General features: G+C 72.8%; 17 protein-coding genes. 5 read left to right on the top strand and 12 right to left on the bottom strand.

All coding sequences use genetic code 11. The annotated features are described in order from the left end of the window. Window positions 1–7 precede the first annotated feature (7 nt). The 6 genes from ACIQGV_RS36320 to ACIQGV_RS36295 form a co-directional block, all read right to left on the bottom strand. Entirely contained in the window at window positions 8–7783 is a 7776-nt protein-coding gene (locus tag ACIQGV_RS36320; protein WP_402502891.1) for an amino acid adenylation domain-containing protein, read from the bottom strand. Between the two features lie 122 nt (window positions 7784–7905). Beyond that, window positions 7906–9093: an NAD(P)/FAD-dependent oxidoreductase gene (locus ACIQGV_RS36315; protein ID WP_402502889.1), complete on the bottom strand. Its 1188-nt coding sequence runs from the start codon at window positions 9091–9093 to the stop codon at window positions 7906–7908. A 37-nt stretch (window positions 9094–9130) separates the two neighbouring features. After that, window positions 9131–9367, bottom strand: a complete 237-nt coding sequence (locus ACIQGV_RS36310; RefSeq protein WP_402502887.1) for an acyl carrier protein — start codon at window positions 9365–9367, stop codon at window positions 9131–9133. A gap of 35 nt (window positions 9368–9402) precedes the next feature. Beyond that, window positions 9403–10986 (bottom strand): amino acid adenylation domain-containing protein, encoded by a 1584-nt coding sequence (locus tag ACIQGV_RS36305; protein WP_402502886.1) that lies wholly within the window; start codon window positions 10984–10986, stop codon window positions 9403–9405. Window positions 10987–11329: 343 nt separating this feature from the next. Continuing rightward, a complete protein-coding gene (locus tag ACIQGV_RS36300; protein ID WP_402502884.1) occupies window positions 11330–12076 on the bottom strand; it encodes an LmbU family transcriptional regulator in 747 nt (248 codons plus the stop codon). A gap of 32 nt (window positions 12077–12108) precedes the next feature. Further along, window positions 12109–12324 (bottom strand): MbtH family protein, encoded by a 216-nt coding sequence (locus tag ACIQGV_RS36295; protein WP_402502882.1) that lies wholly within the window; start codon window positions 12322–12324, stop codon window positions 12109–12111. Window positions 12325–12769: 445 nt separating this feature from the next. Between ACIQGV_RS36295 and ACIQGV_RS36290 the strand changes: the two genes are divergently transcribed. The 3 genes from ACIQGV_RS36290 (at window position 12770) to argB (ending at window position 16197) form a co-directional block, all read left to right on the top strand. Continuing rightward, the gene (locus ACIQGV_RS36290; RefSeq protein ID WP_402502880.1) at window positions 12770–13555 is read left to right on the top strand and encodes a thioesterase II family protein; all 786 of its coding nucleotides are present in this window, start codon (window positions 12770–12772) and stop codon (window positions 13553–13555) included. Window positions 13556–13697: 142 nt separating this feature from the next. Further along, window positions 13698–14873, top strand: coding sequence for a serine hydrolase domain-containing protein (locus ACIQGV_RS36285; protein WP_402502878.1), 1176 nt, complete (start codon window positions 13698–13700; stop codon window positions 14871–14873). Window positions 14874–15210: 337 nt separating this feature from the next. Then, a complete protein-coding gene (argB, locus tag ACIQGV_RS36280) occupies window positions 15211–16197 on the top strand; it encodes an acetylglutamate kinase (RefSeq protein WP_402502875.1) in 987 nt (328 codons plus the stop codon). A gap of 63 nt (window positions 16198–16260) precedes the next feature. Here argB and ACIQGV_RS36275 read toward each other — a convergent pair whose 3' ends face one another. Then, complete coding sequence (locus ACIQGV_RS36275) at window positions 16261–17313, bottom strand: ParB/RepB/Spo0J family partition protein (protein WP_402502873.1); 1053 nt, start codon at window positions 17311–17313, stop codon at window positions 16261–16263. A 257-nt stretch (window positions 17314–17570) separates the two neighbouring features. On the opposite strand from ACIQGV_RS36275, the gene ACIQGV_RS36270 reads away from it, so the two are divergent. Continuing rightward, window positions 17571–18260, top strand: a complete 690-nt coding sequence (locus ACIQGV_RS36270) for an LmbU family transcriptional regulator (RefSeq protein WP_402502870.1) — start codon at window positions 17571–17573, stop codon at window positions 18258–18260. A gap of 27 nt (window positions 18261–18287) precedes the next feature. On the opposite strand, the gene ACIQGV_RS36265 is transcribed toward ACIQGV_RS36270, so the two are convergent. Continuing rightward, window positions 18288–18920: an FMN-binding negative transcriptional regulator gene (locus ACIQGV_RS36265; RefSeq protein ID WP_402502869.1), complete on the bottom strand. Its 633-nt coding sequence runs from the start codon at window positions 18918–18920 to the stop codon at window positions 18288–18290. Window positions 18921–19220: 300 nt separating this feature from the next. Between ACIQGV_RS36265 and ACIQGV_RS36260 the strand changes: the two genes are divergently transcribed. Beyond that, entirely contained in the window at window positions 19221–20573 is a 1353-nt protein-coding gene (locus tag ACIQGV_RS36260; RefSeq protein ID WP_402502866.1) for a lysine N(6)-hydroxylase/L-ornithine N(5)-oxygenase family protein, read from the top strand. Window positions 20574–20624: 51 nt separating this feature from the next. Here ACIQGV_RS36260 and ACIQGV_RS36255 read toward each other — a convergent pair whose 3' ends face one another. From ACIQGV_RS36255 to ACIQGV_RS36240, 4 genes are all read right to left on the bottom strand, one after another. Continuing rightward, window positions 20625–21086 carry a nuclear transport factor 2 family protein gene (locus tag ACIQGV_RS36255; RefSeq protein ID WP_402502864.1) on the bottom strand — a complete coding sequence of 154 codons (462 nt, stop codon included), beginning with the start codon at window positions 21084–21086 and terminating at the stop codon, window positions 20625–20627. Between the two features lie 153 nt (window positions 21087–21239). Continuing rightward, the gene (locus ACIQGV_RS36250) at window positions 21240–21641 is read right to left on the bottom strand and encodes a DUF6009 family protein (protein WP_402502862.1); all 402 of its coding nucleotides are present in this window, start codon (window positions 21639–21641) and stop codon (window positions 21240–21242) included. Further along, the gene (locus ACIQGV_RS36245) at window positions 21638–23158 is read right to left on the bottom strand and encodes a phage/plasmid primase, P4 family (RefSeq protein WP_402502860.1); all 1521 of its coding nucleotides are present in this window, start codon (window positions 23156–23158) and stop codon (window positions 21638–21640) included. Before ACIQGV_RS36245 ends, ACIQGV_RS36250 begins: the two co-directional genes overlap by 4 nt. After that, entirely contained in the window at window positions 23155–24288 is a 1134-nt protein-coding gene (locus ACIQGV_RS36240; RefSeq protein ID WP_402502858.1) for a bifunctional DNA primase/polymerase, read from the bottom strand. Before ACIQGV_RS36240 ends, ACIQGV_RS36245 begins: the two co-directional genes overlap by 4 nt. Between the last annotated feature and the right edge of the window lie 511 nt (window positions 24289–24799).

Raw genomic sequence — 24799 nt, 5'->3', positions numbered from 1 at the left:
CGTACTCCTACACATTCATCGGACGCAGCGTCGGGCGCGGCCGGGGGCGGTGGGACGTGGCCAGTTCCTCGATCCGTGCCGCCAGCCGGGCGACGGTCGGACTGCGGAAGACGGTGGTGACCTTCACGTCGACGTCGAGTTCGTTGCGTATCCGGCCGATCAGCCGGGTGGCCAGCAGCGAGTGCCCGCCGCGGGCGAAGAAGTCGGCGTCGATGCCGACCTCCTGCACGCCGAGCAGCTCGGCGAACAGCCGGCACAGGACTTCCTCGGTGGGGTTGCGCGGCCCTCGTGCGGTGGCCGCGTCCCCGGTGGAACCGGGTGCGGGCAGCGCCTTGCGGTCGAGCTTCCCGCTCGGTGTGGCGGGGAGGGCCGCGAGCGGCACGATCGCCGAGGGGACCATGTACTCCGGCAGCCGCTCCCTGGCCAGGGCCGTCAGGGCCGTGAGGTCCGGTCCGGCCGGATCCGCCGTGCCTGTCACCACGTACGCGACCAGGCGCTGGTCGCCGGGGCGGTCCTCCCGCACCACGGCCACCGCCGCGTCGACGTCCGGGTGCGCGGTCAGCGCCTGCTCGACCTCGCCCAGCTCGATGCGGAACCCGCGGATCTTGACCTGGAAGTCGGCCCGTCCGAGGTACTCGACCTGGCCGTCCCGGTTCCACCGCACGACATCGCCGGTGCGGTACATCCGGGTCCCGGGCCCGCCGAAGGGGCAGGCGACGAACCGGTCCGCGGTCAGCCCCGTCCGTCCCAGGTAGCCGCGGGCGAGCCCGGTGCCGGCCAGGTACAGCTCGCCGGCGACTCCGGGCGGGACCGGGCGCAGTGCCGTGTCCAGCACGTACACCTGGGTGTTCCACACCGGCGTGCCGATCGGCACCCGGTCCGCCCCCGGCACGTGCCGGTGCGCGGTGACCTCAACCGACGCCTCGGTGGGGCCGTAGAGGTTGTGCACCCCGCAGCCCGGCAGCACCTCGACGGCCCGGTCGGCCAGCGCGGGCGGGAACGCCTCGCCCGCGACCTCGATCCAGCGCAGGCCGGTGCACTCCTTGGCCCCGGGTTCGGCGAGGAACGCCTCCAGCAGGGAGGGCACGAAGTCCGCGCCGGTCACCCCCTCCCGCCGGATCAGGTCGGCCAGGTAGGCCGGGTCCCGGCGTCCGTCCGGGCGCGCGACGACGACGGCGGCGCCGGTCTGGAGCGGCGCGAACAGTTCCGGCACCGACACGTCGAAGCTCGCCGTGGTGCTCAGCAGCACCCGGTCCTCGGGCCCGACGCCGAAGTGCGCCAGACCCCACTTCAGCCGGTTCATGATCGACCGGTGTGTCACCTGCACGCCCTTGGGGCCGCCGGTGGAGCCGGAGGTGTAGATGACGTACGCGGCATGGTCCGGCGACAGCGCGACGCCGGGGTCCGTGTCCGGCAGGCCGGACACGTCGGGCAGGTCCGCGTCGAGCACCAGCAGCGGCCGGGCGCTGTCCAGCACGTGCCGCACCCGGTCCTCCGGCAGCTCCGTGTCCACCGGCAGATAGGCCGCGCCGGCCTTCACCACCGCGTAGACCGCCACCATCAGGTCGACGGAGCGGGGGATCCGCACGGCGACCAGCTGTTCGGGGCCCGCGCCCTGTGCGACGAGCCAGTGCGCCAGCCGGTTGGCACGCCGGTTGAACTCCTCGTAGGTCAGGGTCTCGTGCTCCCCGATCAGTGCTGGCCGGCCGGGGGTGCGTGCCGCCTGGGCCTCGAACGCGCCGGGCAGGGTGTCCTCGGCGACCGGGCGGGCCGTGTCGTTGATCTCCCGCACCAGCCGGTCCCGTTCCCCGGCCGACAGCACCTCGACGGCGCCGACGGGTGTCGCCGGGTCCTCCAGCACCTGTTCCAGCACCCGCACGAGCCGGGCGGCGATCGCCTCGGCGTCGTCGCGGCCGTAGAGGGTGGTCTGGTAGTCGAGGGAGAGCCGCAGGTAGGGGTCGGAGGCGTTGAGGGTGAGCGGGTAGTGCGAGCCGGCGAACGGCCGGATGGCGTCGATCGTGAAGCCCGCCGACGCGTTCGCCTCGACGATGCCCTCGCGGTCGATCGGGTAGTTCTCGAACACGACGATGGTGTCGAACAGGGAGGGCAGTCCGACGCCGCGCTGGATGTCGGCCAGCCCGTAGTGGTGGTGGTCGAGCAGTGATGTCTGCCGGTCCTGCAGATCGGTGACGACCTGGCTCACGCTGTCGCCGGGCCGGCAGAACACCCGGGTCGGCAGGGTGTTGATGAACAGGCCGACCATCGCGTCCGAGCCCGCCAGGTCCGCCGGGCGGCCGTTGACGGCGGCACCGAACACCACGTCCTGCCGTCCGGTCAGTTTCGAGAGCAGGATCGCCCACGCGCCCTGGAGCAGCGTGTTCAGGGTGACGCCGAGTTCCGCGGCACGCCGGGCGAGTTCCCGCCCCTGGTCGATGGACAGGGGGACCTCGACGCGTCCGAGGGCCGTGGCCTCGCCGACGGCGGTGAGGTCCGCCGCCATGAGGGTGGGCTGGTCGAGTCCGGCGAGCTCCTCCTTCCACCGGGCCGCCGACGCGTCCCGGTCCTGCCGGGACAGCCAGGCCAGGTAGTCGCCGTAGCCGCGGACCGGGGCGAGGTCGCCGGTCGCGGCGTACAGCTGGACCAGTTCCCTGATGACCAGGGGTGACGACCAGCCGTCGAACAGCGTGTGGTGCGCCGTGACGACGAGTTTCGCCTGCTGCGGTCCGCAGGTGAGCAGGGCCAGCCGGATCAGCGGCGGCCGGGTGGGGTCGAGCCGGTCGGCGCGGTCGTCGGCGAGTGCCCGGTCGAGCGCCGCGGTCTGCTCGGCCTCGCCGCGGCCGGTGAGGTCGATGTGCCGCCAGGGCAGGGTGACGTGTTCCGCCACGACCTGGACGGGGTCCCCGTCGGCCGTGGTGAGGAACGCGGAGCGCAGGTTCGGGTACCGGTGGAGGAGCGCCTGTCCGGCCTCCCGCATGCGCGCCGGGTCCACGTGCCCGGACAGGTGGAGCACGAACTGCATGTGGTAGACGTCGAAGGTGCCGTCGGCGAGCGCGGCCTGGAACTGGATGCCGGACTGGCCCGGGGCCTGCGGCCACACCTCGGCCAGCGGGCCGAAGCGTTCCTCCCAGGTCTCGATGTCGCCCTGCCGTACGGGGACCAGCGGGGCGTCCGAGGGGGTGAGCCCGCCGGTGTCCGGGCGGGCGGCGTGCGCGGCCATGCCGTGCAGCACCTCCACCCACAGCCCGGCCAGTTCGGAGGTCCGCTCGCGGGAGAGCACCCCGGTGGGAAACATGAAGGCGGCCTGCAGCCGGGTGCCGTCCGCGGTGTCCGTGGCGACCGAGCTGACCTCCAGCGCGGACAGCGCGGACAGGTCCGGGTCGGGCGCCGCGATCAGCTCGGCGGACCAGGACGCCGGCCCCCATCCGTGCGCGCGCAGGTGCTCGGGCACGTCGGAGCCGGAGATCCGGCCCAGGTAGTTGAACCCGATCTGCGGCACCGGGTACTCGGCGAGCTGCGCGGCGGTCTCCGGGTTCAGGTGGCGCAGCAGGCCGTAGCCGATGCCCTTGTCCGGGACCGCGCGCAGTTGTTCCTTGACCAGCTTGACGGCCTTCCCGGCGGCGGGGCCGCCCGCCAGCACGTCGTCCAGGTCCACGCCCCGCACGTCGATCCGGGCCGGGTACATGCTGGTGAACCAGCCGACGGTGCGGGAGAGATCGGCTCCGGGGACGACGTCCTCCTCACGGCCGTGTCCCTCCAGCCGGACCAGGGCCGGACGGTCCGTGCCGCGCCACCGGTTCACCGCCAGGGCGAGCGCGGCGAGCAGGACGTCGGTGCCGGTGCCCCGGAACGCGGCGGGAAGCCTGGTCAGGACCGCGTCGGTGACGTCGGCGGGCAGCTCCACCCGCACGGTGTCGACCGTGGACCACACGTCCACCGCCGGGTCGAACGCCCGCGTGCCCAGCGGGGGGTCCGGTGTCTCCAGCAGATCCCGCCAGTACTCCAGTTCCGCTTCCCGTTCCTCGGAGAGCGCCTCGTCCTCCAGCGCTGCCGCCCAGCGGCGGGCCGACGTGCCGACCGCGGGCAGGCCGGGCGCGGCGCCGGAGCGGACCTGCTGCCACGCCTCGGCGAGGTCCGCCATGAGGATGCGCCAGGAGACGCCGTCCACCACCAGGTGGTGCAGCACCACGAGCAGCCGGCCCTCGCCCGAGTCCGCGGCGAACCAGACGAAGTCCGCCATGGTCCCGGCCTCCGGGTCCAGCCGTCCGACGGCGTCGTCCAGTGCGGCCCTCGCCGCCCGGAGGGACGACGGCTCCTCCCACCGGCCGTCGCAGGCGACCCGGTGGATCAGGTCCGCGGCCCGTACGGTGCCCTGTTCCCGCACGTCGAGGAAGGGCTCGTCGCCGGGCACCAGCCGTGCGCGCAGCAGGTCGTGCCGGTCGAGCACGGCGTCCAGCGTCGCGGCCAGCGCGCTCGCGTCGATGCCCGTGGGCAGGTCCAGCACCATCGACATGGCGAAGCGGTTCATCCCGCCGCCGTGCTCGGTCATGTGCCGGGCCACCGGCGGCAGCGGCATCGGGCCGACGCCGCCGCCCGCGTCCTCCGCGAGGACGGGCAGCCGGTTCCGGCGGGCGCCGACCGCCTCGGCCAGCCGGGCCGCCGTACGGCACTCGAAGATCTCCCGGGTGCCGAGGTCCAGGCCCCGGGCGCGGGCCCGCGCGACGACCTGGATCGAGCGCAGACTGTCCCCGCCCACCGTGAAGAAGTCGTCGTCGGCACCGACCCGGTCCACACCGAGGACGTCCGCGTACGCCTCGGTGATGATCCTCTCGGCCTCGGTGCGCGGCTCGCGGTAGACCTCGCCGGTGAACTCCGGCTCGGGCAGCGCCCTGCGGTCCAGCTTGCCCGTCGGCCCGAGCGGCAGCCGCCCGAGAGCCACGAACGCCGACGGCACCATGTAGTCGGGCAGCCGGGCCGCGACGAATCTGCGCAGCTCGGCGGCCGACGCCCCGGCCTGCACATCCACATCGCCGATCCCGCCGGCGCCGTCGTCGCCCACGGCGCCTCCGCCGGTGTGCACCACGTACGCGACGAGCCGCCGTCCGCCCGAGGGCACCTCCCGGCTGACCACCACGGCCTCGCTGATGCCGGGGTGCGCGGTGAGCGCGGCCTCGACCTCGGCCGTCTCGATGCGGAAGCCGCGCACCTTCACCTGGCCGTCGCCGCGGCCGACGCACTCCAGCAGGCCGCGCGCGTTCCGGCGGGCCAGGTCGCCCGTGCGGTACATCCGCTCACCGGCCGGGCCGAAGGGGTCCGCCACATAGCGCTCGGCGGTCGTTCCGGGGCGGCCGTGGTAGCCGCGGCCCAGGCACGTCCCGGCCACGTACAGCTCACCGATCACGCCCGGCGGCACCGGGGCGAGTCCCGGGCCGAGCACGTACGCGCGCATGTTGCCCAGCGGGGTGCCGATGGGGGCGACGTCGCCGTCCGCCCACTCCTCGGATCCCGCGAGGGAGAAGGCGGTGGCGTAGAAGCTCTCGCTCTGTCCGTAGGAGTTCACGATCCGCGCGCCGGGCAGGGCCTCGCGCACCTGCCGCACCAGCCGGGCCGGCAGCACGTCGCCCGCGAACACGACGGTCCGTACGCCGGCCGCCTTGTGCAGATGACCGACCAGTTCCCCGAACACCGAGGGGACGGCGCTGACGACCTGGCCGTCCCAGCCGTCCCGCTCGCCGAGCGCCAGCGCGTTCGGCACCACCTCGGCCGTGCCACCGGTGGACAGGGTGGTCAGCAGTTCGAAGACCGAGACGTCGAAGTTGACCGAGGTGCCGGCGAGCATCCGCCACCCGGGCGGCGTGCCGATGACGCGCACCAGTTCGCGCACGCCGTCGACGACGCCCCGGTGGGTGATCGCCGCGCCCTTCGGCTCGCCCGTGGAGCCGGACGTGAACATCACGTACGCCAGGTTGTCCGGGCCGAGCGGCGCGACCCGGTCCGCGTCGCCCGGCGCCCTCCCGGGCACGTCCCGGTGCGCGCACTCGTCGAGGAGGACGGCCGCGATGCCGTCGTGCGGCAGCTCCCGCCAGGTCGCGGTGTCGGTGACCGCGAACCGCGGGCGGGCCCCGGCCAGGACGGCCCGCGCCCGCCCGCCGAGGTACTGCGGGTCCATCGGCACGTACCCCGCACCGGACTTGAGGATGCCGAGCAGGCCGGCCACCAGGTCCTCGGTGCGCGGCAGCGCCAGCACCACCAGGTCCTCCGGCCCGGCGCCGCGCCGGACGAGCTCCCACGCGACGGTGTTCGCCCGGTCGTCCAGCTCCCGGTAGGTCAGCGTCCGGCCGTCGCACACGACCGCCGGGGCGTCCGGGGTCCTGGCCGCCTGGCTCTCGAACAGCTCCGGGACCGTCGGGCCGGACACCGTGGCGGCGCTGTCGCCGGACCCGGCGAGCAGCAGGTCCCGTTCGGCCGCGTCGAGCACGTCGACGGTGCCGACCGGGCGCCCCGGGTCGGCCACGAGCCGGCCCAGCACCCGCACGAACCGGTCCGCGAGCGCCTCGGCCGTGTCCCGGTCGAACAGGTCGGTGGCGTACTCCAGGCGGACTCCGGCGCCGCCCGATCCGTCCGGGACCATGTTGAAGAACAGGTCGAACTTGGCCGTCCCGGTCTCCAGCGTCTCGGCCTCGACGTCGAGACCGGCGAACTCCAGCTCCCCCAGGGGCTCCTGCCAGGCGAGCATCACCTGGAAGAACGGGTGGTAGGCGGTGGACCGGTCCGGGTTCAGCAGCTCCACCAGCCGCTCGAACGGGATGTCCTGGTGGTCGTACGCGCCCAGGGACCGGTCCCGCACCCGTTCCAGCAGCCGGCGGAAGGTCGGGTTCCCGGAGAGGTCGACGCGCAGCACCCAGGTGTTGACGAAGAACCCGACGAGGTCGCGCAGTTCCTCGTCGGTGCGGCCCGCGATCGGCGCGCCGACGGTCACGTCGTCGCCGCATCCGAGGTGGTGCAGCAGGACCGCCAGCGCCGAGTGCATGACCATCGACACCGTGGTGTCCTGCTCCGCGGCCAGGGTCTCCACCGACCTGAGCAGGTCGGGAGCGATGCCGAACCGGACCAGATCGCCGCGGGAGCTCATCGCCCTGGGGCGCGGGCGGTCCGTCGGCAGCGCCAGCGGCTGCGCCAGACCGGCCAGCGTCTCGCGCCAGTACGCCAGTTGCCCGGCCGCCAGGCTGTCCGGATCGGACTCGTCGCCGAGCACGTCCCGCTGCCACAGCGTGTAGTCCGCGTACTGCACCGGCAGCGGCTCCCACGCCGGGGCCCCGCCCTCGCTGCGCGCCGAGTACGCCGTGGTGAGGTCGCGGAGCAGCGGTCCGAGGGACTCCCCGTCCAGGGCGATGTGGTGCACGACGAGCACCAGGGTGTGCTCGCGCGGTCCGCACCGCACCAGTCTGGCGCGTATCGGCACGTCGGCGGCCAGGTCGAAGGTCTGCCGGGCCGCCTCGGCGACCGCCGCCGCCCGTTCCTGGCCGGCGGCCTCGACGACCGTCAGCCCGAACGGCTCCTGGCCCGACGGCAGCACCCGCTGGTGCGGGACGCCGTCGTCGTCCTCGACGATCACCGTGCGCAGGACCTCGTGCCGGTCGATGACGTCGTGGAGCGCCTGCCTGAGCGCGTCCTCGTCCAGCTCTCCGGTCAGCCGCAGGGCGAAAGCGCCGTTGTAGGTCGGCGAAGGGCCTTCGAACCGGTCCACGAACCACAGCCGGCGCTGCGCGAACGACAACGGGATCATCGTGTCTCGTCTCCAATATCGGCGAACCGGCGGGCAGCCCGTCGCCCGGTCCGGCCGGGCGCGTCGGGGCCCGGTCCGGGGTGGGCGGGGCGGGGCCCGGTCCGGGGCGGGCGGGGCGGGGCTCAGCTCTGGTCGAGCAGGGTCAGGAGTTCGTCGTTGTAGAAGTCGTCGATGGAGCACGCCCCCGACAGCGTCGAGAAGTACCGGTCGATGTGCTCCTGGTGGCCGACCAGCTTGCGCAGCATCTCGGTGCGCCCCTGGGGCTTGAGCTCGGCCACGTTGAGCGCGCCCTGGTAGTGGCTGAGCGCTTCACCGCCCAGGTCGTTCTCGTAGCGGCGCAGCGCCTTCTCCAGCGCGGCGTCGTCGTGCAGCCCCTCCCCGATGTGCCGGGTGAGCGACTGGGCCTGGACGAACGCCTCGGTGATGCCGCGGGCGGTGATGGAGTCCTTGTGGTTCACCGCGTCGCCGACCAGCGCCCATCCGGGCCCGTACGCCTTGCGGAAGTAGTTCTCCTGATGGCCCGTGCCGTACAGCTGCTCCACGCGCCGGCCCGCCCGCATCCGCTCGTACAGCTCGGGCGCCGTCGTGCGGAAGGCTTCCAGGTAGGCGGGTTCCGCGTCCTTGCGGACCTGGTGGTACTCGTCCTGCGGGAAGTAGGACATGATCAGCGTGAGGTCGTCGTTGGTGGGGATGACCCCGATCCAGCGTCCCGGCCGCTCGTACAGCTCGAAGTGCGAGGGGACGTCGGCCCAGTAGCTGTAGTAGGTGGTGGTCATCCGCGGATGCTCGATCACGTTCTGCGCGCCGGCCTTGCGGGCCACCAGCGACCGCATGCCGTCCGCGCCGACGACGAGGCGTGCCCGGTCCGTCGCCTCGCCGCCGCCGGGCGTGGTGTACCGCACCCCGACGACCCGGTCGTCCTCGAACAGCAGCCCGTTGACCGCGCAGCCCTCCCGGAACTCCACGCCGGCCTCCACGGCGCCCTGGGCGAGGAGCGGGTCGAGCACGTACCGCCTCGGCGCGTACGTGGTGCGCAGGCCGTCGACCGGCAGGGAGAAGCCCTCGATGCGGACCCCGGGCCCCTCGTAGCTCTGGCGGGTGATCGGGCGGCAGCCCGCGTCGCGGAGCCTGTCGAGCAGCCCCCACCGGGCGAGCAGGGCCACGCCCTGCATGTGGATGTAGTGCGAGGACAGCGTGTCCTGCGGGAAGCGCGCTTTCTCCAGAAGCAGGACGCGGTATCCCTGCCGCGCGAAGAGCATGGCCGTCGGCGAACCCGCGCAGCGGGCACCGATGACAATCACGTCGTACATGGCGCCTCTCTTACCGAATAGATTCTTCGAGCACCGTTCACGGCTGCCGGGGCACCGCGCCCAGGGACGCGATGTGCGCGGAGATCGACGCGACCGTCGGGTTGAGGAACATCTGGTCCATCGGGACCTCGACGTCCAGTTCGTCGAGGTAGGCGCGCTGGATCCTGGCCATGATCACCGACTGGCCGCCCAGGGCGAAGAAGTCGCTGTCGCGGGGTATGTCGTCGAGCTGGAACTCCCGGCACCAGATGGCGTGCACGCGGTCGGCGATCATCACAGTCCTCTCGTCCGTCGTCGGGGGGCCGCCGGTCATGCCGCCGTGCCGCTGCCGGTGCGGCGGTCGCGCAGGGCGTCGGCCAGCGCCGCGCGGTCGACCTTCCCGTGCGGGCTCAGCGGGAGCCGCGGGACGTCCACGAACCTGGCCGGGACCATGTTCCGCGGCAGTGTCTCCAGCAGGCGGGTGCGCCAGACGTCCTCGGCGGGCCCGTCCTGCGCCGCGACGACGAACGCGACCAGCTCGGCCTCGCCGGAGTCCGGGTGGGCGACCGCCACGGCGGCCTCCCGCACTCCCTCCAGCCGGGCGAGCGCGCGCTCGACGTCGGCGGGGTCGATGCGCATGCCCCGCACCTTCACCTGCGCGTCGATCCGTCCGAGGACGACGAGTTCGCCGGCCTCGTTCACATAGCCGCGGTCGCCCGTGCGGTACACCCTGCGGGGCTCTCCGCCGACCGTGATCGTCGTGAACTTCTCGTTCTCGGGTCCGGTGCCGAGGTAACCCGCGCCGACACTCGCCCCGGCGATGCAGATCTCGCCCCGCTCCCCCGCCGCGACACCGCGCAGCTGCTCGTCGAGGAGGTGGATGTCGGTGTTGTGGGCGGGTCTGCCGACCGGTACGGCGTCCTGTTCGCCGGGCCGGTACCCGGCGAGGTCGTACGACGTGGCGACGTCCGTGCACTCGGCGACGCCGTACTGGTGCAGGAGGGTGCACCTGTTGTCCTCGCGCCGCGCCCAGTCGATGATCCGCCCGGGCTTCAGCGGCTCCCCGCCGAACAGCACGTAGTCGAGGCGGGCGAGCGCGTCACCGCCCCGTGCGGTCTCCCAGTCCACGAGCAGGTACAGCGTGCTGGAGGCGCAGTGCACCACGCGTATCCCGTGCTCGTCCAGGATGCGGTAGGCCATCATGGCGTCGAAGTTGCGGCTCGCCATGAGGTGCTGGGTGGCGCCGCAGAACAGCGGGGTCATCAGGGCGCGCTGGGACAGGTCGAAGCCGAACGCGCTGACGACCAGGTGGTGCGACCCGCGGTGCAGACCGTACTCGTCCTTCAGCCAGTTCAGCAGGTTGAACCAGCCCTCGTGGCGTACGGCGGTCAGCTTCGGCGTGCCGGTCGACCCGGACGTGAAGACGGCGTAGCAGATGTCGTCGCCGGTGACGGGGACGTCGGGTGCGGTCGCCGGGAGGTCCGCCAGGCGGCCGGACAGCCGGTCGAGGTCGACGACCTCGACGTCCGCCGACCCGACCATCCCGGCCGTCGCCCCGGAGGCCACGATCAGGGCGAGCCCGGGCACCTGGCCCAGCAGCAGCCGCAGCCGCGCCGCCGGGTAGGCCGGGTCGAACGGTATGTAGGCCGCGCCCGCCTTCAGTGTGCCGAGGACGGCGACGAGCATGTCGACCGAGTAGTCGAGGCAGATGCCGACCTTCGCGCCGCGTCCGTGTCCGCGCGCGGCGAGGAAGTGTGCGAACCGGTTGGCCCTGGCGTCCAGCTCCGCGTACGTCACCTGCCGGCCGGCCCGGACGACGGCGACGGCGTCGGGAGCGGCCCGCGCGTGCGCCTCGAACTGCCGGTGGACCACGGGGTGCGGGGGCAGGGCGACCCGTTTTCCCTGGAGGATCATCAACTGGCTCCGATGTGAGAGGTGTCCGGTCGGACGAGCCGCCGGCACCGCGGGGAAGGACCGTGCCGGCGCCTTCGGACGGTGCACGTCCGGGCGGTGCGGGCCCGGGCGCCGAGGGTCTGGTGCTGTGACCGGAAAGGTTTGCCGGAAGGCTCGCGGCGTCCGGTGCCGGGGGTACCCCCACGCCTTTCGGGCAGTGGGGGAGCATCGCAAGGCGGAGCATCGCCCGCGTACTGGATGTACTCGGGTGATGCGACAACGCGGCGTGGGGGTGCCCCCGGCCGGAGGCTGGGGGAGGGCCGTGCCGGGCGTCGCGAGCCGGTGAACCTTTCCGGTCACAGCACTAGGCGCTGCGGGCCTGAGTGGTGTGCCGGTCGGCGGTGTCGAGCGTCCGGGTCACCCACTTGTCGACGGGCAGACCGTGCGCGGCAGCCGTTTTCGAGTAGTACTCCAGTTGCTCGGCGGACAGTTGGATCGTGAGCGAGACGACCTGCTGCCGGCGCTCCCCGGCGGCCGGCGGCTCGGCCAACCGGAGTGCCTCCTGCTGCTCGTCGCCGCTGACCGGGGAGATCTCGGCCCGTTCGCTCTGCACGGCCAGGCCGGCCCGGACGGACCTGCGGAGTTCGTTGCGGGACCACTTCTGCTGCTCGGCCTTGCGCAGCCAGTAGTCCTGCTCCGGCGGCGACAGACGGGTCACCTCGGCGTGGTGGGCGAAGCTGAGGCTGTCCCGCCTGCGGTGGTGCTCGAACCGCCGGGCCACCCACGCGTAGTTGCGCAGGGTCTGGTAGTCGAGCCCCGTCCGCTCGATCGCCTCCTTGTAGCGGCGCCACCCGTAGGTGGTCTCCCCGTAGATCAGCCAGTCGGCGAGCCACCACGCCGAGGAGTTCACGAGTTCGCGCAGGCTGGTGCCGATCTGCTCCCAGGACCGCTCCGGCAGGTTCTGCGGGAAGACCATCCCCGACTTCTGCACCTTGGCCGGTGTCCCCACGAAGGGCAGGAACACATCGCGCTGCGCGGGCCCGCCGCCGGCTCCCGCCGGCCTCGGCCCGAGTCTGGTCGCGGTCCTCACAGCACCCGTCACAGGCGTCATCTCCCAACTCGAAGTGTCTTTCCGGGGTGTGCTCAGTCCGCCGCCATGGCCTCGCGCAGGCTCCTGGGGCGCAGATCGGTCCAGTTCTGCTCGACGTACTGCACGCAGTCGGCCCTGGCCGCCTCGCCGAAGACCACCCGCCAGCCCGCGGGCACATCGGCGAACACCGGCCACAGGGAGTGCTGGTCCTCGTCGTTGACTACGACGTAGAAGCGGCCGTCCTGGTCGTCGAAGGGGTTCGTGCTCAACAGGCACCGTCCTTAACCGTCATGGGGTGACTAGGGAGAAGGGGCCGCCGGGCCCGGCGCGAGAGGGCACCGGGCGCGGGCCTGCCGGCCGGCGGCGTCGTCCGGTCGACAGGACATCCGGTCGACAGGACGTCCGGCATCGGCGGCACCCCGGCGTCGCCACGTCACCGTAGGGAATCGGTCACCGGCGTCACAACGGCAGCGGGCCCACCGGCCTGCCGGCCGTCCGCCGGACCTGCGCCCCGCCCGGATCCTCTGTACCCCGAGGGGCGGCTGTGCCACGATGTCGGCTGCCTGTGGCCCGTGGACGGCCCTGTCCGCGCCGCACCTCCCGGGGACCGCTCAAGAGCCGCCGCACTGCCGGCGGCTCCCCTCCCGTGCCCGCGCCCTGTCGGCGGGTCACCGTTTCCGTGGCCCGCCGAAGGGCCCGACCCGAGGGAGAGCGATGGACAGCACCCGTCCCGGCCTGCGCTTTTTCGTCCTGCATCACGCGGGCGGCTCGCACCTGCCGTACCGCGACTGGCCGGCCGGACTGCCGGACACATGGGACGTGCGGCTGCTCGACGCCCCGGGGCACGGTCTCCTTCTCGACCTGCCGCCGATCACGGACGCCGCCCGCCTCGCCGGTTTCCTGCTGCGCGGCATCGAGCCCGAACCGGACCGCCCCTACGCCCTGTTCGGGCACAGCATGGGCGCCCTGCTGGCGTACGAGATCACCCGGCAGGCCGCCGCCCGAGGGCTGCCGCTGCCGGTCTGGATCGGTGTCTCCGCACGGTCCGCACCCCGGCCGCCGGAAGAGGGCGGCTGGTGCCACGACCTGCCCGACGCCGAGCTGCGGACCCGTCTGAGGCTGCTCGGCGGCACACCAGGCGAGGTCTTCGACGACCCCGAGCTGTGGGCCCTGTTCGAGCCGGTCATCCGGGCCGACCTGCGCGTGGTGGAGAGCTGGCGGCCCCCGGCCCCCGGCGCCGCGCCGCTGCCCGTGGCGCTGTCCGCCTACGCGGGGCGCGAGGACCACGCCTGCTCACCGGCGCGGATGGCCGGCTGGGAAGAGCATGCCGAACGTTTTCTGGGCCTGCGTGTCTTCGACGGCGGTCACTTCTACTTCCAGGACGATCCCGGGCCGCTGCTGCGCCGGATCGCGCAGGACGCGACCACGGCCCTCGACGCGGCGAACGTGCTGACGGCCCGCGCCGCGTCCGCCGCGGCGGGCACGCCCCGGGGGGCGTAGCCGGGGCGCCCGGTCACCGCGCCGTCGTCCGCGTGCCAACTGCGCAGGCTACCCGCGCCCGGGACAGGTCCCCTACTGTGCCGCCGACGGGCCGCGCAAGTACGGCGTCGGCCAAGTAGGGACGACTTTCAGGAGCGGGGCAATGACGTTACGGAAGAGACCGGGAGCGGGCGTGGTCGGTCTGGCGGCGGTGGCGCTCGCGGCCACCGCCCTGACGGGACCGGCCCAGGCGTCGCAGGACACGGCGACCGGCCACCGGGCGACGCAGAGCGCGATGGACGCGGCCGTCGCGGCCGGGGTCCCCGGCATCGCCGCCGAGGCCCGGGACGCGGACGGGGTCTGGCAGTCGGCATCGGGCGTGGGCAACCGGGAGACGGGTGTGCCGCGCCGCAAGGCCGACCGGTTCCGTGTCGGCAGCATCACCAACACCTTCGTGGCGACGGTCCTCCTCCAGATGGAGGCGGAGGGCAGGCTCGGTCTCGACGACACCGTGGAGCAGCATCTGCCGGGCCTGGTGACGGGCAACGGCAACGACGGGAGCACGATCACCGTACGGCAGCTGCTGAACCACACCAGCGGCCTGTACGACTACCTCGCCGACGAGCCGTACGTCCGGACCTACGTCCTGGGCGACGGCTTCCTCCGGCACCGCCACGACACCGTGACGCCCGGGCAGCGCCTGGACGTGGCCCTCTCGCACGCGCCGCTGTTCGCGCCCGGTGCCCGGCACGCGTTCTCCCACACCAACGACATCCTGGCCGCGCTGATCGTCGAGCAGGCAGGCGGCCGGTCGTACGAGGACGAGGTACGGCTGCGCATCATCGAACCCCTGGGCCTCAAGGCGACCTCCACCCCCGGCAGCAGCAGCCGGCTGCCCCAGCCGAGCAGCCGCGCCTACTCCAAGCTCTTCCACGGCTCGCAGCCCGACCGGATCGACGACGTCACCGAGATGAACGCCTCGCAGGGCTGGGGCGACGGCGACATCGTCTCCAGCGCGGGCGACCTGAACCGGTTCTACAGGGCCCTGATGGGCGGGAGGCTGCTGCCGCCGCGCCAGCTCCAGGAGATGAAGACGACCGTCGACAACCCCGATGCCCCGGGCTCGTCCTACGGGCTCGGCATCGAGCGGCTCACGATGCCCTGCGGCACGACCCTCTGGTACCACGACGGCGGCATGGTGGGCTGGATCACCCTGGCCACGCTCACCGAGGACGGCCGCCACCAGTTCACGTTCAACTACAACGGCGACTGGGACGGCAGCGGCATCCTCCCCCTCCTGAACGCCGAGTACTGCGGCACGTCCTCCGCCCGGGGCTGAGTCGGTCCACGGCCACGCCTCTCCCCCGGCCGCGACACCGCGACGCCGGCCCGCACCGCCACCGGACGTCCCGGGGTGCGGGCCACGGCGCCGGCGGGCCGCGCGTCCGGGGGCCGCACCCGGCTTTCGATTTGTCATGTTCATGACTTGTTCCATTGATGGCCGGACCCCGGCCGCGTTACAACGGCATGACTGCCGACCGGGAGGGCTCACGACCGTGCCGCGGTCCCGCCGGCCCTCCCCCTCCGGCCTTCCCTCCCACGGGCACGGAGTCCGCCGCCGTCCGGACCGACGACCTCACCGACGACCACGTCCACGAGAACAGTGAGCATCCTTCATGACCGCTGCCCCGCCCCCTCCGTCAGCCCCTCCTCCGCCGGCCTCCCGGCCGTCCGGCCCCGGCCGCCGCGGCACGCACCCGGCCCGGCCCAAGGCCGAGGCCCTCGTCGAGGCGCTGCCCTGGATCGCGCGCCACCACGGCAGGACCGTCGTCATCAAGTTCGGCGGCAACGCCATGGTCGACGAGGACCTGAAGGCGTCCTTCGCCAAGGACGTCCTCTTCCTGCGGCACGCGGGCCTGCGCCCCGTCGTGGTGCACGGCGGCGGCCCGCAGATCGACACACAGCTGCGGCGCCTCGGCCTGGCCTCCCGGTTCACGGGCGGCCTGCGCGTCACCACCGACGAGACCATGGACGTCGTCCGCATGGTCCTCGCCGGGCAGGTGCAGCGCGAACTCGTCGGACTGCTCAACGGGCACGGCGCGCACGCGGTGGGCATGACCGGGGAGGACGCCCGCCTGATGACCGCCGTCAAGCGCTACGCGTCGGCCGACGGCAGGTCCGTGGACATCGGCCGCGTCGGCGAGATCGTCCGGGTCGACACCGGGGCCGTGCGGGCCCTCCTCGACGACGGCCGTATCCCCGTCATCTCCTCCGTCGCCCGGGCCGAGGACCCCAAGGACGCCGCGGCGGGCGGGGTGTTCAACGTCAACGCCGACACCGCGGCCGCGGCCGTCGCCGCCGCGCTGCGCGCCGAGATGCTGCTGATCCTGACCGACGTCGAGGGCCTCTACGCGAACTGGCCGCACAGCGACGAGGTGATCCCCCGCCTGACCGCCCGCGAACTGACCGCGCTGCTGCCCGCACTGGCCTCCGGGATGATCCCCAAGATGGAGGGCTGCCTGCACGCCGTGAACAACGGGGTGCGCAGCGCCCGCATCATCGACGGCCGGATCCGGCACTCCCTCCTGCTCCAGATCTTCACCGGCACCGGCACCGTGGTCGTACCGGACGACGGCACCGGCCCGGAGGAAGCCACGGCGTGAGACCCGGCGCACGGCGGGGCCGGCGGCGGTCCGGCCGTCCCGGACACCCGACGGCGGTACGGGTCACGTCCGCCGGGTCCGGCGGGCCTCCAGCTCGTTGGCGAGGCGCAGCCAGTGGTCGGCGCAGCGGCGCGCGGCCTGCGCGACGGCGTCCGCGCGGTGTGCGGGCACGCTCCGCGCGAGCCGGAGCCATGTCGTCTCGTCGCCGATCGAGTGGACGCTCAGCATCCGCAGCAGCGTCCGGCCGGCCTCCGTGCGCAGGGACGGGTCCTTGCGCATGCTCGGCAGGAGCAGCCCGAGGGCGACCGCGGAGGTACGTGCCGCCGCCCGGCCGGCGGCCGGCTGCGCGAGGAGGCCCCCCGGCGCGGCCCCCGACACGGCCCCGGCCCCCGACACGGCCCCGGCTCCGGGCGGGGGCGCGGCGGTCCTCGCCGGCGCTCTCCCGGACGGCAGGGGATCCCGCCCCTGCCGTATGCGGTCCCGTACGTCCTTGGCGGTGGCCGTGGCGATGCCCGCCTGCGCGGCGATCTCCCGCAGCGACGCCCCGGGGTTGGCGGCGATCACCCGGCTCGCCCGCAGCCGCCCCTCGGTCGCCCGGAGCGGCCGGACCCGGCCGTCCCGGCCCACGCGCGTGTTCAACTGTTCGCTCTGGCCGGTCGAACGGCGCCGGACGGCGGCGACGGTGCCGGCCGAGAGCCCGGTGCCGGCGGCGATCCGCCGGTCCGACCAGGAGGGGCGTGCCGCCAGGAGCCGCTGGGCCGCGGCCGTCCGGTCGGCCTGCGACAGCGGCAGCCCGTGGGTGATGTTGAGCCACACGGACAGGGCGAAGGCGTCCACCTCCCCGCCTTCGAAGAACTCCACGTCGATGGTGTCGTCGCCGCGCAGCCGCGCGGCCCTGAGCCGGTGCATCCCGTCGACGACCCGCATCGTCGCGCGGTGCACCAGGATCGGCGGCAGCGGCTCCTCCAGCTTGGCCAGTGTCTGGATCCGCTCGCTGCTCTCGCCGTCGATCCGCGGGGAGTCGGCGTCCAGCAGCACGTCCACGGGCACCGTGGCCCGCCGTCTGCCCGCAGGTCCCGGGGTGCCGCCGGCCGTGACAAGTCGAAGCCCCGTCACAGATCCCTCCCTCTGTGCCGTCCCGTCGACGGGACGATCGGCGCCATGCCGTACGGCTGTTACCGGACAGCCGTTCCACTACCGCTCCAGCCCGCCCGGCGACACTTCTCGCCGGTTGTGTGCACCCATCTCCTGGAGGCGTGATGGCGCGTCAGGCCAGTCAATCCTCGGGGTCGCGTAGCGGCTCGACGACCGCTCTCCCTCAGTCCCCGCCCCGCGGTCCGCGCACCGCCGGGGCCGTACCGCGCCGTGCCCAGGTGCTGACGACCAGGGTGGGCCTGCAGATGCCGGCGGCGCTGGCCTACGACGAGTGGGAGCGGGCCGGACGCCAGCTCGCCGAGGTCCTCGACTCGTCCTCCTGGTGGCTGGGCGACTGGCTCGTCTACGGCAAGGACCACTACGCCGACCGGTACCAGCGCGGGATACGCGCCGCCGGACTCTCGTACCAGACCCTGCGCAACTACGCCTGGGTCTCACGGCGTTTCGGCCACACCCGGCGCCGGCCCGCCCTGAGCTTCCAGCACCACGCCGAGCTGGCCTCCATGCCCGTCGAGGAACAGGACCGCTGGCTGGACCGCGCCGAAGAGGGGCAGTGGACCACCAAGCAGCTGCGCGGCGCCATCCGCGCCGCACGCCAGGGCGAGCAGCAGCCGCCGCACGCCGCCGCCGAGCCGAGCCGTCGCCTGGAGGTGCCCGGCAGCCGTCTGCAGTGGTGGCACAAGGCCGCGGAGCAGCTGGGCGTCGACTTCGAGCAGTGGGTGATGGCCACGCTGGACAGCGCGGCCGCGACCGCTCTGGAGGACCTCGGCACGCTGGAGGAGCAGCGGGAGATCTGTGAACTCAAGGCCCTCAAGGGCCTGGCCGCGCAGGCCGCGGGCGTCGGCGAGGACAACGCGCGCCCCGAGCTCCTCGCCGAGCGGCCCCGGCCCGTGGCCATCAGCGCCTGAGCCCCCCGCGCCGGGGCGGCCGGTCCGTCACGGCAGCCGGCCTATCAGCCCGGCGACCTCGCGCTGGTACGCGCACTCGCTCTCCCCGAACCGCTTCTGCACCCGGTCGCGCACATCGTCCGGCTGTTCCTGGCTGAGCTTGAACATGCCCTCGGCGCCGGTCACCGTGAACCGGAAGGCGCCGACCCCGGGCGCGATCCTGCGGAAGTAGTCGAGCGACTCGGTCATGTCCCAGCCGTCGCCGAACGCCCCCTCGAAGGCGCGCACGGTGGACTGCACCACGTCCAGCGTCTCGTCCATCGAGTCGATCTTCTCCACCACCCCCCGCACATGCACCGAGGTGAAATTCCAGGTCGGGGCGGCCGGGGTCTTCTCGTACACCGTGGGCGACACATAGGAATGCGGACCGGTGAACGTCAGCAGGAGGACGCTTCCCGTCTCCAGTGCCGCCCAGTGCGGATTCTCCCGGTTCATGTGACCGAGCAGCGTGGTCCCCGGCAGTCCCCCGGACATGCCGGGTTCGAAGATGACCGGCAGATGCGTGGCGAACGGACCTTCCTCGGGGCTGCCATTGGTCACCGCGAGCGCCAGCGGATTACCACGGATCAGGTCCGTCATCCACCCGTCGTCCGGTTCGCGATAAAACTTGGGAACGAACATGCGGATTCACCCTCTCAGCAATTGACTCAGGACATGGCTGTCTCAGGGCATGACTGATCGCATCCCTCCGACCGCGTACACCGCCGGCCGCGCCACACGGGGATTCCGAAAATCCGCGCCGACCGTACTGCCCGTCCCGTCGGCAGGACAACGCTTCCGGACATCAAGCACGTCGGAAGGCTCTCCAGTGTCCCTCCAGCCGTCCTCCGGTTGCTTTCGAGCCGACCTCCGGAGCAGCATTGCGGAACGGTCTCTCGGGCCACCGGCCGAGTTTTCCAGACGTCAGCGGGAGAAATTTCTATGGGCATAGCGGGTACGCGCAACCAAGAGATCTACGACGTGGTCGGTATCGGCTTCGGACCGTCCAATCTGTCGCTCGCGATCGCCTTGGAGGAGCACGGGGCGAGCGTTCCGCAGCATCCGGTCGAAGCCCACTTCTTCGAGCGGCAGCCCACGTTCGGCTGGCACCGGAACATGCTGCTCCCGTCGACGACCATGCAGATCTCGTTCCTCAAGGACCTGGCGACCTTCAGGAATCCGATGTCCCGGTTCAGTTTCACCTCGTACCTGCACGCCTCGGACCGGCTGGTGCAGTTCGTGAACAGCCAGGACTTCTACCCGACCCGGCAGGAGTTCCACCAGTACCTGGAGTGGGCGGCCGCCGGATTCAGCGACCGGGTCACCTACGGCGCCGAGGTCACCTCGATCCGCCCCCTCCGCGGCGGCGACACCCTCACGCCCGACCTCCTGGAGATCGAGGCGCGCACCGCCGACGGCGCCACCAAAGTGGTCGCCGCACGCAACGTGGCCCTCTCGACGGGCCTGGTCCCGCGCCTGCCGAAGGACGTGACGGCCGACGAACGGGTGTGGCACAGCTCGGAGTTCCTGAGCAGGTTCCACACGGTGGCCCCGCAGGACCTCAGGAGCGTGGCGGTCGTCGGCGCCGGCCAGAGCGCGGCCGAGATCACCCAGTTCCTCCACAGCTCGCTGCCGCACGCCCAGGTCTCGGCGGTCATCCCCTCCTACGGCTACTCGGTCGCCGACGACACCCCCTTCGCCAACCAGGTGTTCGACCCCGCCGCCGTCGACGCGTACTACTTCGGCACCGGACAGGGCCGCGACGCGTTCTGGCGCTACCACCGCAACACCAACTACTCGGTGGTCGACGCCGACGTCATCCGGGACCTGTACCAGCGCACGTACGACGAGGACGTCCGCGGCACCCGGCGGCTGCACTTCCGCAACCTCACCCGGGTCACCGAGGTCAAGCGCTCCGGGGACGAGACGACGGTCGGCCTGCGCTCGCTGCTCGACGACCGGACGGAGGAACTGGCCGTCGACGCACTGGTGTTCGCCACCGGCTACGACCAGCTGGACCCGGCCCACCTGCTCCACGACTTCGACCGGTACTTCGCGCGCGACGCGGACGGCAGACACCGGGTGGAACGCGACTACCGCCTCGTCACCGCGTCGGACCTGACCTGCGGCGTCTACCTCCAGGGCGGCACCGAGCACAGCCACGGCCTGACGTCGGCCCTGCTGTCGAACCTCGCGGTCCGCAGCGGCGAGATCGCCGACTCGATCGTGCTCCGCCGCACCGGACGGGCACGGGAGCACACCCGCCCCGTGGAGGCATCGCCCTCGGCCGCCTGAGACGGCACCCGTGCAGCGGGCCCCGGTGCCGCGGCACCGGGGCCCGCCCGCTCACCGCAGGTCGTCGCGGACCACCCGGCGGTACGCGGTGCGCCAGGTGCCACGGGTGCGGACCAGGACGTCCTCCATGACACACACGTACAGGACGGGGGAACCGCCTGCGCCCGGCGTCGCGTACACCAGCGCGGAGCAGCGGGTGTGCAGCGACCCGTCCTCCTGGGGCCGTACGTCGAGCATGCCGACCCAGTGGGCGGGACGGCCGCCGGTCCGCCGCAGCCGCTCCGCACCCGCGCGCAGGTAACGGACCACCCCGGCGCGGGCCCGCACCGGCTCGGACGGGGAGGGCGGCACGAGGACGGCGTCGTCGGTGAAGGTGCCGGTCCAGCGCTCGGTGCCGTGCGCGTCCAGGATCCGCATCTGGTCCCCGTAGAACTGCTGGACCTGCGCGTACAGGACGGCGAACTCCCTGCTGCGCAGCGTTCGCTCGGCGGTGTCCGGCGGGTCGACGCTCATGGTCCGTGCCTCCGCTTCCGTCCGTGACCGAACTCGGTACGGGCAGTCTTCGAGGCTCGGATCGAGCATCTGTCAAGCGCCCCTGAAGCCGCTCACAGGGACCGGGCCCGCAGGAACCGGACTCCGGCGGCAGGGCTCACCGGGGGCAGGGGCTCACAGGGGCAGCGTGATGCCCAGCTCCCGCATCGCGGACGACGGCGGCCCGCCCTCCGAACGCTCGGTCTTACGGCCCTTGTTGCCGGCCGTCAGCGTCCGCGGATCCACCGCCTCCGCCGGTGCTCCCGTCGCGTACAGGCCCTCCGGATCGGCGTCCCGGTCGTGCGGCAGCAGCCAGAACACCCGGCGGCGGAACGTCCCCGAGGAGCGCGACGGCTTCGCGCCTGAACCGAGCCGGGCATAGCCGACCAGCCGCCCGTCACGGTGGTAGGCGGGCTTGCCGCGCCGCGTCGGCAGCCGGTCCAGGCTCTGCCGGACGTAGTCCAGCCGGCTGACGTCCTCCAGCCAGACGAGGCCCTCCTCATGGGCGAGGTCGACCTCTGCGATGAGGGCACTCATATCGTCTCCTCGTCGGCCACCAGTCCGATACCCGGGTAGTACTTGCGCTGGTTGGACAGGATCATCTGCTTGGGCGACGCCAGTCCCACCGCCTCGCGGACCCGTGCCGCGAAAGCACGTGACGAGACGGCCTTGGCGCCCTCCTTGCGGCACCACGCACTGTAGGCCGCGTAGAGCTGCGCCTGCTCCGCCCTCAGCCGGGGCTCCGTGCGGCACGACTCGGCGAGGAAACGCCCCGTGTGGTCCTCGGTCTCCGCGTACGCGGTCGTCGCGATCCGCACCCGCTCCGGCCCGGTGAGGTCCTTCTCCCCGCCCAGATAGCGGCGCGCGCCCCGTACGAGCCAGGCCAGGATCCCGGGCCCCTCCTCGGTCACCAGGACGTCCGCCAGGTTGTCGATCTTCCGGTCGTCGGGGACCACCCGCTCGAAGGGGATCAGCCGCATGCGCCGCCAGAACGCGAAACCGCCCGTCCCCACCTCGGGCCGGTGATTGCCCAGCATCCACAGTTTGTGCGTCGGCCGGAAACTGAAGAAGTCCTGCCGCATCCGGCGTGCCTTGATCCGGTCGCCGCCCGTCAGCAGCTTCACCCGCGCCTCGTCGAAACGGTCCCCCTGCTTGACCTCGCTGCACACGATCACCCGCCGCCCGTGCAGCTCGGCCAGGTCCGTCGGATGGCCCTCGTACAGCCGGGCCATCAGGAACCCCGGGGGCGCCGCGTCGGCGTAGTCCCCGATCAGCTTGATCACCACGTCCAGCAGCACCGACTTGCCGTTCTTGCCGGACCCGAACAGGAACGGCATGACCTGCGCGCCGACGTCACCGGTGATGGAGTAGCCGAGCAGCAGATGCAGGAAGTCGATCATCTCCGCGCCCTCGGGCCCCTCGCCGAACGTGTCGGTGAGGAAGCGGTCCCAGCGGGGCGTCGGCATCGGCTGCGGTGCCACGGTCGTCGAGCGGGAGTGGAAGTCCCTGGCCGAATCCGGCACCCGGATCACTCCCGAGCGCAGGTCCACGATGCCCGCGGGCGTGCACAGCGCGTACGGGTCGGCGTCCAGCAGTGCAGGGTTCAGCACCAGACCGGGCGCCGAACGTGCCTGCGTCAGCATCGCGTTCATCCCGCCGGTGCTCAGCGCCCGCCGCCGGTGCTGCGCCAGCGCGGCCGAACTGTGCACACCGCGCGGATCGTTCGTGGCGATCGCCTCCGCCAGATCACCGGCGGCCCACAGCACCGTGTCGTCCTCGTCGACCTGCCAGCGGGTGCCGTCCCACCGGAACCAGCCGAGCCCCGGCACATGCCGGTAGTCGTTCGCGTACAGCCTGGCGAAGAGTTTGGCGTTGCCGCGGTCGCTCAGGGTGTCCGGCAGCAGCCCCCCGGCGGTGGCCTCCGCCCCGTCCGCCGTCCCCTGCGCCGCTGCCCCGCCCGCCTGGCGCTGCCGGGGCAGCGGCTGGGCGAGGATCTGCGCCGCGACGGCCTGCGCGTCGAAGCCGGCCAGGGCGTCGTCGTTGCCGATCGTCATCCAGGGCCCCCCACAGCCAGCGGGCGCCGCATCCCCGCGCTCAGCCCGCTGCGGACGACGGCATCGTGGCGCCGCCGCTGCCCGGGCCGGGCGTGCTCGGCGACGTCCCGCAGAACCCGCTCCGCCTCGCGCTCCTCCAGACGTCCCGCCGCCACCAGCCCTCCGGCGGTGTAGGCGGCACGGTTGAGCTTCTCGGAGAACCCCGCTCCTTCCGGTACGGCCGCGCACTCGGCCACCTGAGCGAGCACCCGGGCCAGCACACGACGGGCCTCGTCGCCCCCGCCGCCCGCGGCGACGACGGCCAGCCGCGCCCGCGGCGGCACCGGCCGCGTCACCGGCGTCCGCACCGACGGCAGATGACCGGTGCGCTCCAGCTCCCCGGCCAGCCAGTCCGGCAGCGGCGCAGGCTCCCTGACCGGCCCGACCGGCCGGTACGCACCGGCCCGCGTGACCGTGCCCGGCGCCACGATGTAGCCGCCGTCCGCCCGTACGTCGACCTGCCAGGCCAGCGCCCGGCCCCGGCCGGATCCGGTGGAGCACTGCCAGCGCCGCCCCGGCTCGGCCCGGTACCAGACGTGCATGCCGCCCGAGGGAGTACGCACCCGCAGCGTCGTGCCGTCGTCCGCGGGGCTCCGCTCTCCCCGTAACGCGGCCAGCACACCGAGCGTGTGGAACCCGTTGGCCAGCCCGCCCAGGTCGACGCCGTCACCGATCCCGATCCCGGGCAGCAGCCGGTCACGCCCGGGCAGACGTGCCGTGTGCGCGTCGATGTCGACGACGACCAGTGCGGCGGGCCCGCAGGCCACCCCGACGCCGAGTCCCGGCCTCGTGCCCCACCACCGCTCGATCCTGGCCGGGTCGAGGGTCGCCGCGCGGAAACCGTGGCACCAGCGGCCCGCGGCCGGACAGCCGCACCCCCGATGGGTGTGGCCGGTTTCCCGGCAGGCCCCGCAGTTGGCCACCGGCGTCTTGCGCCCCGCGGCCAGCGGATGCACCGGCCAGCCCCGCCCGGCGCACCAGCGCGCCGTCCTCAGGGAGCCGCGGACCTGTGTCCCGAAGCCCTTGGACCCGAGCGGACCTGAGTCGCTCGGACGTGAGTCGCTGCGAGAAAACAGCAGCTCAGAAGCCATGCCCATCCCCCACCAGCGACCGAAGCGACTCAACGACTGACACAGACTAGCGAAGCAGCTCCGTGGGAGAAGCGGCCCAGCACAAGAGGTGTTGTCCGACAAGATGACCGCCTCAGCGACCGTCGAGAAGCCGCCAGCGACCTGAAAACGCTTCGGTCGCTGCCTGAGTCGCTTTACAGAACACCAGGTCAGATCGATTTTTCCACCCGGAAAAGCGACTGAAGCGACTCAACTTCCCTCCTTATTACGCCTCTACGCGCACGCGCACACACGCGAATGTCTTCATAGACCCGGACCTTCAGTCGCTTCAGTCGCTGTTTTCCCGAGGTCAGACCGTGTGACCAGGTGTTTTCTCCTCAGCGACCGACAGCTACCGAAACTTTCCCAGTCGCTCCCCCGGCCCCGCCGACCGCCTTGGGGACAGCGACCGAAGCCGCCCGTCCCCCTCGACCGGGCGACCCCCGGCGACTCAAGCGGGCGTCGAGCAGAACTACGGCGTGACGCCCTACGC

It is taken from the genome of Streptomyces sp. NPDC093094, from assembly GCF_044754345.1.
Lineage (GTDB): Bacteria > Actinomycetota > Actinomycetes > Streptomycetales > Streptomycetaceae > Streptomyces.
Note: the sequence above shows the minus strand (reverse complement) of the source record. Positions and strands in the feature narration are given on the sequence as shown.

Bases quoted from the DNA above. Each gene is read 5' to 3' on its own strand.
- ACIQGV_RS36320 (WP_402502891.1), bottom strand. From the start codon at position 7,783: ATGATCCCGTTGTCGTTCGCGCAGCGCCGGCTGTGGTTCGTGGACCGG.
- ACIQGV_RS36315 (WP_402502889.1), bottom strand. From the start codon at position 9,093: ATGTACGACGTGATTGTCATCGGTGCCCGCTGCGCGGGTTCGCCGACG.
- ACIQGV_RS36310 (WP_402502887.1), bottom strand. From the start codon at position 9,367: ATGATCGCCGACCGCGTGCACGCCATCTGGTGCCGGGAGTTCCAGCTC.
- ACIQGV_RS36305 (WP_402502886.1), bottom strand. From the start codon at position 10,986: ATGATCCTCCAGGGAAAACGGGTCGCCCTGCCCCCGCACCCCGTGGTC.
- ACIQGV_RS36300 (WP_402502884.1), bottom strand. From the start codon at position 12,076: ATGACGCCTGTGACGGGTGCTGTGAGGACCGCGACCAGACTCGGGCCG.
- ACIQGV_RS36290 (WP_402502880.1), top strand. From the start codon at position 12,770: ATGGACAGCACCCGTCCCGGCCTGCGCTTTTTCGTCCTGCATCACGCG.
- ACIQGV_RS36285 (WP_402502878.1), top strand. From the start codon at position 13,698: ATGACGTTACGGAAGAGACCGGGAGCGGGCGTGGTCGGTCTGGCGGCG.
- argB (WP_402502875.1), top strand. From the start codon at position 15,211: ATGACCGCTGCCCCGCCCCCTCCGTCAGCCCCTCCTCCGCCGGCCTCC.
- ACIQGV_RS36265 (WP_402502869.1), bottom strand. From the start codon at position 18,920: ATGTTCGTTCCCAAGTTTTATCGCGAACCGGACGACGGGTGGATGACG.
- ACIQGV_RS36260 (WP_402502866.1), top strand. From the start codon at position 19,221: ATGGGCATAGCGGGTACGCGCAACCAAGAGATCTACGACGTGGTCGGT.
- ACIQGV_RS36255 (WP_402502864.1), bottom strand. From the start codon at position 21,086: ATGAGCGTCGACCCGCCGGACACCGCCGAGCGAACGCTGCGCAGCAGG.
- ACIQGV_RS36250 (WP_402502862.1), bottom strand. From the start codon at position 21,641: ATGAGTGCCCTCATCGCAGAGGTCGACCTCGCCCATGAGGAGGGCCTC.
- ACIQGV_RS36245 (WP_402502860.1), bottom strand. From the start codon at position 23,158: ATGACGATCGGCAACGACGACGCCCTGGCCGGCTTCGACGCGCAGGCC.
- ACIQGV_RS36240 (WP_402502858.1), bottom strand. From the start codon at position 24,288: ATGGCTTCTGAGCTGCTGTTTTCTCGCAGCGACTCACGTCCGAGCGAC.